Origin of the sequence: Pontiella desulfatans (assembly GCF_900890425.1) — a bacterium.
In the GTDB taxonomy this organism is placed as follows: domain Bacteria; phylum Verrucomicrobiota; class Kiritimatiellia; order Kiritimatiellales; family Pontiellaceae; genus Pontiella; species Pontiella desulfatans.
The window spans coordinates 805,916-820,877 of sequence record NZ_CAAHFG010000003.1 but is presented as its reverse complement, the minus strand read 5'-3'; the positions used below and the strand labels follow the sequence as shown (position 1 = coordinate 820,877).

General features: G+C 54.8%; 6 protein-coding genes and 2 pseudogenes. 1 reads left to right on the top strand and 7 read right to left on the bottom strand.

What is annotated here, in order from left to right:
* Positions 1–2 precede the first annotated feature (2 nt).
* Complete coding sequence (locus E9954_RS24205; protein WP_136081851.1) at positions 3–3,143, bottom strand: sulfatase; 3,141 nt, start codon at positions 3,141–3,143, stop codon at positions 3–5.
* A gap of 541 nt (positions 3,144–3,684) precedes the next feature.
* Here E9954_RS24205 and E9954_RS24200 point away from each other — a divergent pair.
* On the top strand, positions 3,685–5,103 hold the full coding sequence (locus tag E9954_RS24200; RefSeq protein WP_342793861.1) for an IS110 family transposase: 1,419 nt from the start codon (positions 3,685–3,687) through the stop codon (positions 5,101–5,103).
* Positions 5,104–5,501: 398 nt separating this feature from the next.
* Here E9954_RS24200 and E9954_RS24195 read toward each other — a convergent pair.
* The 6 genes and pseudogenes from E9954_RS24195 to E9954_RS24175 all read right to left on the bottom strand — a co-directional run.
* A pseudogene (locus E9954_RS24195) lies at positions 5,502–5,654 on the bottom strand (BRO-N domain-containing protein); the annotation flags it as partial.
* 339 nt (positions 5,655–5,993) lie between these two features.
* Positions 5,994–7,541, bottom strand: a complete 1,548-nt coding sequence (locus tag E9954_RS24190; RefSeq protein ID WP_136081848.1) for an RNA-directed DNA polymerase — start codon at positions 7,539–7,541, stop codon at positions 5,994–5,996.
* 244 nt (positions 7,542–7,785) lie between these two features.
* Positions 7,786–7,869: pseudogene (locus tag E9954_RS33945) on the bottom strand (KilA-N domain-containing protein); the annotation flags it as partial.
* 25 nt (positions 7,870–7,894) lie between these two features.
* Positions 7,895–8,302, bottom strand: coding sequence for a hypothetical protein (locus tag E9954_RS33385; RefSeq protein WP_246046741.1), 408 nt, complete (start codon positions 8,300–8,302; stop codon positions 7,895–7,897).
* Between the two features lie 248 nt (positions 8,303–8,550).
* Complete coding sequence (locus E9954_RS24180; RefSeq protein WP_136081846.1) at positions 8,551–11,904, bottom strand: putative Ig domain-containing protein; 3,354 nt, start codon at positions 11,902–11,904, stop codon at positions 8,551–8,553.
* Positions 11,905–11,991: 87 nt separating this feature from the next.
* A complete protein-coding gene (locus E9954_RS24175; RefSeq protein ID WP_136081845.1) occupies positions 11,992–14,952 on the bottom strand; it encodes a CBM96 family carbohydrate-binding protein in 2,961 nt (986 codons plus the stop codon).
* Positions 14,953–14,962: the final 10 nt, after the last annotated feature.

Here is a 14,962-nt window from a genome sequence, read left to right as displayed (position 1 = left end):
CTCTAATCAAAAAGCACCACACGAAAAAAGCGTTTTCCATCCGTTTCAGCCACCACCACCTCAACCGTTTCGGAAGCAGTCGCCATAAGCGTCTGCAGCGTTTCCCAGGCCACCAGATTGGCGGAGGCCTGGACCCTATAGCTGAATCCAGCTTCCGAATTGAAGATTACCGTGGTTTCCCCTGCGCCGGTATCAACGGTAAAATCGGTCACCTTGAATTCCTCGCCGGGCGACGGCACAACCGTCGGCAGCGAGCTGCTGTCGGGATAGCCGATATCGAGGTTGGTATCGCGATCCTTCAGCTTCCTGGCATTCCAGTCCGGCGTATCCTGATCGAGCCACGTGAACAGCTCACCGGCCATCGCATAGGCGATATCGCCATAGAGCAGCCAGTTTGAATAGGAGCTGTTCAACAGGTCGTTCGTTTCCGAAAGATCATCGGAATAGCGGTAGAGTTCCCATGGATTGGCCAGCGCATCGAGTCCCTCCTCCACATCTTCGGTGGCGGTGGGGTTGCCGGTATAGTCCGGGTCGTAGGTATAGATGAGTTTGTAGTCCACATCGTCCACCCGCTTGATAATGACATCGCAGGGCCGGGCGCGCTGATCGAGGTAGCCGGGAAAATGGTAGAAGATCGGTTCGCGGTCACGCGGATTCGCTTCCGGATTCTGTATGTGCGACGCAAACGAAGTCCCGTCAAACGTGATGCCCCCCGGCATGGCCATCCCGGCTGCCTCAATGAGCGTCGGATAGAAATCGACGGAATGCACCAGCGTATCCGTTTGCACGCCCGCGGGAATGGTGCCCGGCTGACGGGCAATCAGCGGAACGCGCAGACCGCCGTTGTAGAACGAGCCTTTATGGTGGCGCAACGGGTCGTTGTCCGTGGGGCCGATATAGCCGCCGTTGTCAGAGGTGAAGATCACGAGCGTGTTGGCGGCGATCGAATCCGACGTGTTGCCGTCCCCGTTCGGATCGTCGAGATAGTTGAGAACGCGGCCGATCGTCTGGTCCATATTTTCAACAATGGCGGCGTAGGAATTACCCCCGTGATAGGTGCCATCCGGCAGTCCTGCATATTTTGCCAGCAGGTCGGCGCGCGCCTGCACGTTGTCGGTCGGACTGTGCACGGCATAGTTGTGCAGCTGCAGATAGAACGGCCGCGCAGACATGGCGCCCTTGCGATGATCATCCATGAAGGCGATTGCGGCGTCACCGAGACTGTCTTCCACATGTTTATTGCCATCCTCCAGCACACTCGGATCATTAAAATTCGTCATCGGAGCAAGCACATTATCAATATATGCCGCCGAATAATCTTTGGCATAGGCATCCATGCCCGGGCCTATTCTTGTTCCAAACAGTTGACCGCTGGCATGGTAGGCGCCCGGCCCACCGTTGCTGTTGCCGCCAAAATTAAAATCATAGCCCTGGTTTTCCGGCATGGTTGACTGACCGCCCTCATGGTTGCCAACGTGATATTTCCCGAGATGCGCCGTCAAATATCCTCCGGTCTGCAGGACTTCGGCGGAAATGACATGGCCGGCCGGAATATCCTCGCGCTGGGCCGGCGGAACAAACCGGGTGGGTTTTTCACTGTTATCCGGGCGGGCCAGCTGATCAACCACATAGACACCGTTTCCTGAACGGGCAGGATATTGCCCCGAAAGAATGGCCGCACGGGTCGGCGCGCAGTTGGGCTGGGCGAAGCAGTGTGTAAAGGAGAGTCCTTCCGCCGCCAGTCGCGCCAGGTTGGGCGTCTGGTAAAAGTCGGAACCATAATTCACGCCCGCCAGGGCGTTAGGCCCGTTGGTGCCGGTCTGGATGTCGGTCCAGCCGAGGTCGTCGGTCAGGATGAATACAATGTTGGGCGCATTGGTCGGCGCATCAGGCAACGGCGCATCCTGCGACCCAAGCACGGCAAAAATCAGATCGCCGTCCGGATTGGCCAAGGGCTCCCATCCGTTGGTGGCCGGCGTTTCGCGCGACGCCGCACCAGCCGGATAGACCGCGTTTGTGGAATAGTTCAGGCTGATATCCGTGCCGCCCACCCCGCTCAGCGCAACCGTGTAAGAACCGCGCACAACATCGAACGCCGAAGGCAGGTCGATCTGGACCAGGTCGCCGCCTGCGAGTCCGTCGGGCAACGTGCCGGTTTCCGAATAGATGGAATCGAGCATCCACGGAAGCCCGTCCATCGACCGGTATACGGCAAGCGTATAGCTTCCGGTCGTGGTCACACTTCCAACCTCGAAGACAAAGCTATCGATCGATGCACTTGACGGCAGCGTAAAGCTCTGCCCCTTCGTAGCGGTCGCGCTGACCGCCGTGCTATCGACACCTCCGGCATTGGGATTTTCAGCAAGCGTTGAGGAGGGAAAGTTGGTAATGACGGTGGTGACCAAACCGTCTACTGCCGCAAGGATATTCAGGGTCTGGGTGCCCGCACCTTCCGAAACCTGAAGATACTTTCCATTGACCACCATGGTGGTCAGCTCGGCATTCAGCGCCGCAACATCGCTGCCGGTTGCGGCGACCGTAATCCGTGTGCCGTCGAGCTTGAACAGGTCGGAGCCGATCTTGGTCGAGAGTTCCTTCCCGGCCAGCGTTGAGTTGGCGGTAATGGTGAATTCACCGACCCCCGCCGTTATGTTGACATTCTGGGCCGGGAAATTCCCCCCGCGGATCGAGTTGGAATCGGTCAGCACCAGCGAGCCGCCGGCAAACTCCAAATCGGAGAGGTTCAGATTCTTGGTTTTCAGTTGGAGGTAGCTCATGGTCACCTGCGCTGAATTGGTTATGGTGAAGTCCAGCGTTCGGGTATTGCCGTTGCCCGCCCCGAAATCAAGGACGCCGCCTATATTCAGCACGGCGTTTCCAGCGACCGTCAGGTTCTGGCCGGCAAGCGTTCCGCCCACCGCCGCAATGAGATCGCCGGCATTCGTGACGCTGCCGATGCCGATGCTTACCTGATCGGAAATGGTGGAGGAAAGAGTCTGGTTCGACACTCCGGCAACCAGCCAGTTGGAATCCGACCAGTTGCCCGCATTCCCCTGCCAAACAGCGGTCGATGCCTGACTGGAAACCGTCAGCAATCCGCCGATCACACTCAACAGAATCACGACTTTCTTAAATAAACTCATAATTTCTCCAAATTAAAGAGGGATTGGTCAGCAATATCTCGTACTTAGATACAGGGCAAAGCCATCATTCCCGCATCTTTTCTTAAAAAAGAAGTACGCTATTCAGCAACTGCATTTTTTTCAGATTGAAAGGCGGTCGCCCGCAAGAATGGTTCAATTGTGTTTACAGCACGGCTCATGTGACACCGCCACAATCATTTTCGCAACGCCCTGATTATGCATCTTGCCCAACGCCAGAAACATCGACGCCCGCGCCTGCATCTCCCGCACTTGTCGCGCCGGAGCCTTGGCGAAGGTGGATCCCCAGCACATCCGTATTCGTGCTCTGTCCTGTTTGTCCGTATGCCACTTCAACTAGGTTTGGCATTATTTATTTCCCTACACTCGTTATCCTTCCAATGCTTGGAAAACGTACCGCAGGCGTCCCGCCTGCACTTCCAACATCTGACCGCGGCCCTCTGATCTCCTCAATTCTTTCAACCTCTGAAAAACCAAAAACATCATTTCATAGGACTGACCCCAGCCCCGTCAGAATCAACTCATCATCGATCTGTTCCACGATGCAGGACATCCCGAGAAGGTACTTTGTATTCCGATCGACTATGCAAAGCTTACGCATGTGGGACTCTGCTGTGATGGTACGGGCCGCGTGCTGAAAAACGCATTTCCAATAAAAAACACGCCAGACGGGATCGATTTCACCCTGTCTGTAGTCGAAAAAATGTGCAGGAAGCATCATATAAACAAGCAGCATGTTTTCTTTGGCGGAGAGGATTGCGGAACCTTCTCGCTTAACTTTGCATATAACCTGAGGGAGCAGGGATTCCCCGTCATTGGAGTGAATGCGGGCGATGCCAAGAAGCTGCGGGAGAATGTGCAGGCCAGCACAGATGGACTGGATCTGCTGGGCATTGCCAATATGCTGATTAATATGCGCGGGGGAGCTGCGGGAGGCGAGATCGGTGCGTTGCGGGCATTGCGGTCACTAACCCGGCATCGAAGAAAGCAGGTGCAGCTTCAGACCGCCGGAAAGAATCGGATTCACCAGATTGTAGATCAGTTATTCCCCGGTTTTCTGGATGAAAAGAATAGTGGTATTCCTCCCTTTTCCGAGACGTCTCTCTATCTCATGGAGGACCGCTTTTCGGCAGCTGATATCGCCCGACGTCGGGACAAGGCGCTGTTACGCCAATTTCACGCCAAAGGACTGCAGCACGCAGAAAAAGCTTTGGCCAAGCTGAAAGCATACGCAAAACAGGTGCTCCACCATCCGCCGGAACTTACCGGGCTCCTGCAAACGGCACTGGCCAGTGAAATCCGCCTGCATCGCTGTATCAATGACAACATCGCCCAAATGCATCGTGAGATTGCACAACAGCTGGCACAAACACCGGCCGCCATGCTCACCACCATTCGCGGGATCGGCATTACTCTGGCTTCAGGCGTCGCCGCAGAAATCGGTCCTCCCGAAGCCCAGCCTTCCCTGCGGCGACTTAGTTCCTATGCCGGGATCATCCCGCGCACCAAACAGACTGGCGGCCCCGAAAAAAGCCCTGTCATCGGCAGTGTCTCCAAGCGCTGCAATCGCATTCTCAAGGACTACGTCGTGCAATGTGGGAATCATCTCGGCCAGCATGGACCCGCCGACCTGCACGAAGACCATCGACGGCGCGGAGCCAACGGTCAGCATGCCGATTTCGGAATGGCCCGGCGCTTTCTACGCATGGCGATGCGCCTGATGCGCACCGGCGAAAGCTACGTCCCGCCGGAGATCCGCGACAACGCTACCGTGGAGGAACTGCGCGCCTGGTATCTCGACCTCTGGCCCAAGCTGCTCGACAAATGGGTGAAAGCCGGAGCCGTCCACACGGCCTTTCATCCCGAAAATCCCCTCGGCCAATGGCGCGAACGCATACAGGATATCTATGAAATAGAACTGCCCCTACCCAAGAAAAAGTAGCCGTTTTTTCTCGGTAGCGGCAGACAAAAGAATTTAGCGGCGGAACGTCCGGATGGCTCTTACGGACTGCCACGCATATGCGATGGCTTGGGTCAGAATGCTTCCGGGCCGCTCCGCTCCCCCGCACTCGGGGAGGATACTGCTCCAAGGGACTCTGATACGGCTCCGGAAACGGAGAAGCGATATCTCGTCAAACCAGTCTGCAGCGAGCGGAGCCACTTGAGCCCGGTCTGTCACCGCAACTTCTAGCCGATAAATTCAAACGCCAGCCAACGCCAGAATCCACGCAAATATGATGCTCTTTTTAAAAACCGCTCTTCAGCGGAGACCCTACCGCCATGCCTAAAACAATCTCACAAATTACCGGTTGACTTTGGCTGGGACTCTGACCCCAGCCCCTTCAGCACACTCCAGTATTTGCGGGGATTAGGACTTTCGGTCAAAACAGCCACCACATCCACGATGGAGAAAAACCATTTTTCCGCCTCGTCATCCCAGAGCGAACGAATATTGCGCTCCTCGAAAATCTTGATTGCTTCGCTTTGTGTCATACTACTCGTTCCTTAACCGCAGATAACGCCGATAACCACAGATCAAATCCTGCGTACCGACAGGGAGTGGTTCACCTCTGGAACAAATTCTTCCAGCCACTCGAATCCAAACTCACATTTTACGCTTTACTTAAATCCGAGGACTGACCCATTTTCACTGACCCATTTTCAAACAGTAAGGGCGTATGGCTGAGAATTAGTACAGGATTAGACATTTCATTTACTCCTTTTAGAAATGGATTATGTGTCAGATTGTTTAAATTTGTATTTCCGATTTCCAATCCTTGGAAAAACATCATTTCATAGACATGGCATCTGTCCAATTGACCAAATCCCGACTCACGAACTACCCTCTGCTCTACTCCACTTCGCAAGAACCTTTTCGAAAGGCCTGTCGAATTCCCACCTGTTAATGAAGTATTTCTTCTCGTCACGAGGAAGACCCGAACAACAGTATATAAAGGCCATCTTCTGCCATGGATCCATGTTAATGAACGACTCCTTATGTTCCCTGATCCATGGATACGCGGAGTTGGTCATAGCAGCTAAAAAAATCTCGCGACGGACAAATGAAGGTGATGATTGGAATGAACCCGCAAGTGACGCAAAGTGGTTTATCTTTTTGTTCTTTGAAAACAGACTCAGAATTGACAACGAAAAGTACTCGTTGCTCTTTACCTCTTCAGAGTCGAGCAACTTAATGAGCCTGGTGCCAATATCTTCCCATTGTTTTGGCTCAATGGATTGAACAGATGCGAGGTACAAGCAGATATTAGCGAAACACGGTGCTAGTTGATCAAGGCAATGCAATGACACATGAACCGCTCCCGGATGTCCTATTTGCGTTAGTCTCCTGTAGAACCATCTCAGCCGGATGAAGTCAATTGGCTCTGCGGAGATGTAGTCCTCAATAATTCCGCGAATTGTGTTTTCCGATATGGACTCCCAGTCCTTTTTCGAAATCTGACTATATAAGATAGTTTTATAGCGATTTCCACCAGAGTACTTCTTGATAAGCTTTAAGAGCCCTGCTTCATCTGGGCTAATTGGACGATCTTCGATCATGGTACGGCATAATGCTTGAAACTTAGGGGCTTCGTAGAAGCGGGTCTTGTGCTTCTGGAGCATCAGCCTTTGCTGCTTATCTAAAACGCCAGCAATGGTAGCGAGAGCTAATTTAGCTTCTTTCATCGTGTCACAGAACACAACAATATCGTCCGCATAGCGGATGCAGTTGAGACCATTATGGGAAATACTATCATCGATCGGTATTAGACTCGCCTCTGCTATAAGGTGGATGCCGTGGGGGCCTACGGGCACCCCTCTTGACACGCCGGCTGTGGTGGATTCGAGAAGTGAGATGAGCCACTTGACTGCCTGATTCGGGAATCCAGACTCAATCAGCTGGTTCTCAACATCGTGGTGGTAAACTTGGTTGTAGAAGTCAGCGATGTCACAGTACAGAATGATAGGATGTGCTTTGCTCGATTCGTGCGCTTGGCACCAAAAGTCGTTCCAAGCGGAATCTGCACCATAGAGTCCTCCTTCTACTGTTGGAGAAAAACGGTAGCTATGAACATGGCGGCTCGACTTGCGCCTTCGTTCTATGCCCGCGCCGAACTGATGAATGAGCGCAGATAAAATAAGAGAATCTTGCGGATCAAGTTGAGTTGCCTGCCTATACGATATCTCGTCTTTAGGGACAATGAAGCGCCTGGATGGCCCAGGCTTGAAGGAGGAGAGTTGCTTTCCTTCTAGAAGTGAAACGAATTCACCTCTTCGAGCTCGGATGGCTTCCATTTCTGGCACCTTCGGGAATAGATCACCATCTGAATGATCTGCTACGAAGTCGATCGCCCACTCAATTGAAGATGCGTGTAGTGTCATGCTACTCCCTCTCCAGATGCATCGAGTTGGCTCGTTCCTCCAGATCATCCGACATCTTTTTACTCATGTTGATTCCGATTGTTTTTGTATCCTTACCGATTGGATTTGTTGCCATGATTTCACCTTTCGTTGTGCTGATTACGTTATTACGGGACCAACGCTTTTTCCTATTCAGTCCGGCCTGATTTCTAATTCCATCGAATTCGATGGAATTAAAATCCGGGTTATTCAGCTGCTCCCAAATCCCGAGAAACTCAATCGTATTCCGGGTTCGCATCCAGTTTTGGATAATATAATCGCCCCGCTTTGCATCGCGATGGCGCGCGATATCCGTCAGCGAGATAAAATCCTCTTCATGATGTCGGTATAAGGTAGAGGCGGTCGACCATGTGGTTGTGGTGCGCGGCGCGGAGGCCTTCGGGCATTTTATCGGGATCGTAGAGCGAGCGTCCCGCTTGCTTCCCGTCGTTCGGCTCTGTACCGCCCACATCTTGTGGGCTTTCCGCTCCACCGGGCAGGCGAGACGCCTGCGGTACGGCACAAGGCAGGCTGGAAGCCTGCGATACATTCGTAAACCAGACCTTTTTCTTCAGCAGGACTTCGCCCGGAACCTTCGCCAGATTCAACTGGCCGTTCTTCAGGCGGGCAACCGTATTCTCCGGCGTATTGTACGCCAGCAGCAGCTCATAGATAAATTCATCGTGCGAAGGCGGGTTCCCCACCAACCGCTTCACATTTTCCGCCACTTCCGCAACCTTCATAAAAACCCCGACCACCCAGAAAAACGCACAACCTAAGAATGGTTCGAGACTTTAACTGCTTGTTCAAGATGAAACAAAGCAATTCAGGGATAATGGTGAATAGGATCTAGGGAGATTCCCCGCATAATTAAAGCGTGGAGCAGAAAAGAGCGGAGCATCCGCACGAACCGACTATTTAGATCGAAATCAAATCCGAGACTACCCAGTCCCGGATCGCTCCTCATGCCACCCAAACCCGTTGGAACAGCTTACTCGGTCGAAATACGCAACCTAATAAACTGGTTGCTGACCGCCGTTGGGATTTGGTTGGTGACGGCCTCGAAACCGGATTCGAGCGGTGCGGTGCCGGACTCGGTGTAGCCGTTGGTGCCCCAAATGCCGGTAATGAGATTGGTGTTCAGCTCCAGCAGATAGCCCAATCCCCTTGCTTCACGATCGGTGCGACGGCGGTAGATGTATTCCAGATTTTCAAAGGCCGGTGTAATGGACGGAGAATCCACAGGTTCGGAGGGATTGCCTCCGAGAGCATATTCGCTCAGGTTATCGAAAGCATCGTTATCCGGGTCGTCGCCATAGCCATTCTCCTCTGAAATGGGATACCCGCTTGCCCAATTCTGATACAGCGCTGCGCCGGAGGCGGCCTGCACGGTAAAGATCAGATCCCGTCCCGACAGCGATGGGGGTAAAGGATTTGGAAACGCCCCTGCCGTATAGGTCGTATTGATTGGACTGCCACCGGCATAGCCCGAGCCGGTGTTGTCAGTCGAGGCGCGCAGGTTGTTGGATATGGGACCGATGAGGGTATAGACAAACGCATATGTTCTACCTCTTTCCATGAAGACCGGCTGAACCAGACTCAGCTTTTTCCATGGTTTGGAGCCGTCAATCGCTTGAAAATAGGTTTCAAACACACTGCCCATCAGGGTGTCGGGCACATTGTTGCTGTTGGTGTCTTCGAGCAGGGCCAGGGCAATCACCTGGTTTGTTCCATAGGATTTGGTATCGGAAGCCGTGCGGAAGGATACCGCCGACAGAGCGAAATCCTGCGCCGCAATAAAGGTTTGGCCATACATGTTTTCATTACTGACACCATTATTGTTCCCCACGGTGATGCTGTTCCAGACCGTATTGGCATTCGTACTCCAGGCCACCGCATGATCGAGGGGCGGATCGGCATGCTCGGTGAATACGATCGCATCCGATGCTACAACTTCAACCCGAACCACCGCCGAGTTCGAGCCATCCGCCCCGTCGGCAACCATCACGGTGAAAGCGTTCACACCAATATTGGAAGCCGCCGGCACACCGTAAAGGGCTCCGTTGGTAAAGATATTCAACCATGCCGGCCCGTCCAGCTTCGTAAACATGATCGAATCACCGTCCGCATCCGTCACATCTCCGGAGAGGCTTTCCGCATAGGTCTGGCCCACGATCGCAAATGGTTTATCGACCGGATCGGAAAGAAACTCCGGCGGACTGCCCAGGGCAAAGCCCCACACTTCACCGGTCACGGTGCCCGAAGGCGTGACGGCATCGATTCGCCAGCTATAGTCGATATTCGCGGAAAGCGTGCCTGGATCAAAAATGTTGTTGGTCTGGTTGCCCTGAAAGATCAGGGGCGAACCATTTGTTCCAACGTATATGTCGTAGGATATGCCCTCAAGCGCCGGCAGCCACATCAGGTCGGCATCCGTTTTCACCCCGCCGGCGCCATCCGGCGGGATCGGGGAGGATGCCCGGTCCAGCTTGCGCCCCGCGATCCAGTAATTGGCGGCACCGGACTCATAAGCACCGATATCGGGGGCCGCACCGACATAGCCATCGGTAATACCCGGAACAACGGTTCCCGCGTCCACCAGATCCGAGCCGGGCTTCGGGCGGAAATCCCAGTTATCGGGATCGCGCAGCTGGCTACGCAGGTCCTGTCCGGTCAGGTATCCGTTCCAATTGTGGCTGTTGGGACCGGGCAGCGGCACATAGCCGCTGTTGCCTTTTTCTCCGGACAATTTTTCGGCGGCATTGTTGCGAACAATGGTCAGGTCGTTGCTGGCGCCGCTGCCGTCGGCATAGTTGTGTATGGCGATATCCTGCCCCCCGCAATCAAGCGCGGTGTTGGAATAGATAAAGTGGGAATTGCCTTTGGGCAGCAGGCCTGTACCCGTATTGATGCAGACATTAAAACGCATGGTGCCGTTCGTACCCCACTGCGTCGGCGGGTTGGGCGAGTCGAAGCGCGCGCCGGATTTTTCACCGTCATGGTACCAGTTGTAGGCCACTACCGATCCATTGGCTTCCTTGACCGTATACTGCGTCATCGATCCGTCATGCTGAAGGTGTCCGGTATCAGTGATGCGATTGTACTGCACCGTGCCTTTACCGATCTTGAACATGGCGGATGCACCGGTCTTCTCAATCGTGTTGTGCAGGATATCGGCATCGTCGCCATCGACGGTAATGGTCACCATCAATCCCGGCAGATTGGCGCAACTAAAATCGATGTATCGGAACTCGTTGTTTTCCAGCGTGCACCCCGCTCCCTTCATATGGATGGCGTCGCTGTCGGCATACTGGAACGAACAGTTGAAGAGCGTATAATTTGCCGTATTGCCTTTGCTGGGCATTTTCATGCTGGAGGTCGGTGGCCGCCCGACGACGCCAAGCATACGCAGTGAACAGCTCGGATAGAGAAGATCGCAGTTTTGGACGGTCGAATACGGGCTGTCGTAAAGATTGAACGTCGTGCCGAAAAAGTCGATTCCGTCGATAACAACATGGCTGGAATTGGTGACAGTAAAGGCATACGACTGCACCTTGCCGCGGATGTCGCCGGTCGGCACGCCGCCGCCAACCGCCCGCAGATAAAGCTCCTTCGTGGAAGGATCAAAATACCATTCGCGCTCGGCGTCGAGCAGGGCGAGCGAGCCCTCCAGATAATAGTCCTTCGAGCCGAAGCTGTTGAGGGGTTCGAATTCAAGCACGCCGGTCGTCGTGTTGTGGTTGGTGATGACCCGCGCCCAGCTTTTCCAGCTACCGGAATTAAAGATGCCGATCGCGCCGGTGGCGTCGATGCCCGCCGCGTCCAAGTCCGTATCGGTCGCGGCTCCGTTGACCGAACCAACGTCCCATTCCGACCAGCTCACGTCGCGGTCGTAGATCGTATCATCATGCAGGAAGCCATTGGGCCAGCGGGAGGGAATCATCATTTCGTTATCCGCGATCACCTGCCACACATCCTGCGTCAGGGTCGTCTTGTAAATATTCTCGGCATGCTGCACCCAGCCCGTCGAACCCAGGTCGGCAAGCGACTTGGTTCCATCCATGACCACCCGTTCATCCGGATATGCCGAAAAGGTGATCGGTGCCCCGGCGGAGCCGACCAGCCCATCAACTACGACATCCTCATGGTAGCTACCGCCACGAATATAACACGTATCGCCCGCATTCATTTGGTCCGCGGCATACTGAATGGTGGCAAACGGCGTGTTGCTTGCTCCGCCCGAAAGGATATCCACCCCGTTCGTGGCCACATAATAGGTGGCTGCATTCGCATTTAGTGCGCTGATCCCGAGCAACAGGCTGCCCATCCTGTAAATCAATTTCATTTAAGCCCCTCTTCGTATACTTACAAACGTTGCTAAAACGTGGAAATCCCATAAACAGCGAAGATTTTGACGGTTTGTTCTATTGTTTCACTCATTCCGTTCCGCGCGGGCGCGGTAGAACCGGATGGTTCCATCCTCCGGCACCTCGACGGACACCGGACCGCCGGTTCCGGAAATATCGTTGGTGATCTGGTTCCAGACATTGGAAACCAGATGATCCGTCGACTCGATCGCATAGGAACGGCTTCCAACGGTTGAAAATTCCAGTAGCAGAGCCTCCCCGTCAGGAGCAATGGCGGTAATCAGGAACGACGAGAGCGCATTGGTCGGATCCGTGGCCGCTCTATATTCATCGAGGTCGCTCAAGCCGTCAGTGTCCGCGTCAGCGGAACCGTCGCTATGGGTCATACTGCCGAAATACGTCGTTTCCCACCCATCGCCCATGAGGTCGCCGTCCTCGTCATATTCAACCACGGTAAGCACCAGTTCCGGCGGATGCGCCCCCTCCCGACTCTGAACGGAACGGTTGGAATCCTTCGGACCGCGAACCAGTCCGAGCGACCATGCATTTCCAGCGGCCGGAACCCCTTGGGTGATGTCAAATTCACCCCACCCTTCGGAGACCCCGCCCGAGGTCAGCGCCATTTCCCCCATGGGGGGGCGATTGCTCCAGGTAATCTGGTCCTCGACCCACACAGTATCGTCCACGCCGTACACCGTGATCCCGCCCGAAACCGTGTTTCCGGCATAGAGCCGCAGCCGGGCGTCGGAAACCGTCCCCTCAAAGGCCGGAAGCTCAAACTTCAGGTAGCCGTGGCGCATCACAGTGGTCGAGAGAGGTGTCCTCAGGTCGATCGCCGATGCGCCCCCATAATTATTATTTGAGAACACGCTGTCCACATAGCTGTCGGCAACGGCCGGCAAGGTGAACGTGGTCGAAGACAGAAGCATGGACGTCACCCTGTATGACCACACGTCGCCCGTTACCACCATGCCGTCAGCTAACACCGCATCCACCCGCCAGAAATAATCCTTCCCGCTCAGCAACTCACCGGGTTCGAAAATGTTGTTTTGCTGATTGGTCTGCAGCACCAGACTGTCGGCGGACGGGCCCAGATAAATATTGTGCGAAACCGCGTCCATGCCCAGCAACCACATCAGGCTGGCGTCGGACTTCACATCCGCTGCACCATCGGGCGGAACCGGGCGCGATGCCTGCGGCCAGATGCGGCCGGGGATAAAATAGTTCGTAGCGCCCAGTTCATAGGCCCCGATGTCGGGCGCAGCCCCTAGGAAACCCTCCGTCACTCCCGCCACGTTCGTTCCGGCATCGACGATAACCGCGCCGGATTTCGGACGAAAATCGAAGTTATCGGGATCGCGCAGCAGATCATGCAGGGCATTGGTTTCAAGATGGGCATTATAGTTATGGCTGGCCGTGCCCGGAATCGGCCAGGTGGTAAATTTGTCGGCGGCGTTGTTGCGCGAAATAGAGTTGGGATTGCCGCCCTTATCAATGGATATGTTCATGTCGCCCGAGGCATAGATGGAGGTGTTATTGTGGATTTGGTGGTGGTCTCCTTTGAGGCGGAATGCCGTTTTCAGAGGACAACGGGACACATTGCGGTGAAACTGCCCGTGGTGCCCCCCCGGATCGCCGTCCCAACGATAGGAATAGCGCTCGTTATCGATGAACCAGTTGAAGCGGCCAACCGAGTTGGAAACCGAGCTGGGTGCAAACTGGACGCTCGACCCATCGGTCTGCTGCGAGCCGCAGCGGGTGTGGTAGTTATATTCAACAATTGCGTGGGTGGTCTGATCGTTACCGATGCGGCAGCCTTCGGAGCCCCCCGTGATTTCCAGTGTGTTGCGTCGATAGACCACGCCTTTGATCGAGTTTCCGTTGAGCGAATAGCCCTCGGCCAGGCAGCCGTAATCCACCATGTAGAAATAGTTGTTGTCGATGACGGTATTTTCCGCCCACTTATAGTAGAGCGCCGGCCCGTCAATGTAGCGGAAGTCGCAGTTATAAAGCGTGCAGTCGACCGTGCTCTGAAATCGCGTCGGGCTTGGCGGCGCGGTGCTCCCGAGCACCCGCTTGGAAAAACTCGGATAGCGGAAGTTGCAGTTTTTGACGGTGATGCCTTCCGAATTCACAAAACTGAAGGTGGTGCCGAAAAAATCGAACCCATCGATCACAATATGTTTCGATGTGCCCGTGCCGGAAAAGAAATAGTCCTGGTTGCGCGCGCGCACCACGCGGCCGGACGGCGACAGGCCGTCCTCCGTTTTTAAATAGAGCACCCCGCTCGTTTCATCGAAGGCCCATTCATTCGGCTGGTCGAGCATCACCAGCTCGGCATCCCCCACACCGCCTTCCATAAAATAGGCCGCGCGTGTGCTTTTGTAGGCGGGGGCCGGAACATAGGTGAAGGTGTTTGAGCCGGCGACATGGTTTTCGACCAACCGGGCATAGGTGTTCCAGTTGCGCAAATTCATGACCGCCACGCAGTCGTTGAACGACACACCGGCTTCCGCAAGCGAAACATCCGCGCCGACATCCGGATCATCCACCATGGTTCCGTTGACTCCGGTTGCTCCTTCGTAACGCCGGGCGGCATACCGGTCCCACATGTGCTCCGACCAGACCTCCGTGTTCGGAAAACGCGCCACGGTCATCGGGGCATCATCCACCCACAGCTGCCAGACCTCCTCGCCCATCGTCGTTTTATAGATGCCGTTGGTATGCAGGTCCCAGGCATTGGAAACCGCGACCGAGCCGTCAAGCGTGACCGCCTCGTTCGACCAGGCCGCAATCGTAATGCTTTCAATGTCGGACAGACTGACCTCTTCATGGTAGATGCCGGCCCGCACAAAGCAGGTATCGCCGGTTGCCGCGGTCGACACCGCATGCTGGATCGTTGCAAACGGAGCGCCGATCGTCCCGGCGGCGGCATCGCTGCCGTTTGTTGCCACAAACCAGTCGGCCCCAAGCACCGTGGAAGCGGCTAGAACTCCCACCGAAAATAGAATGCAATGTTTATTCATATCATCCTCT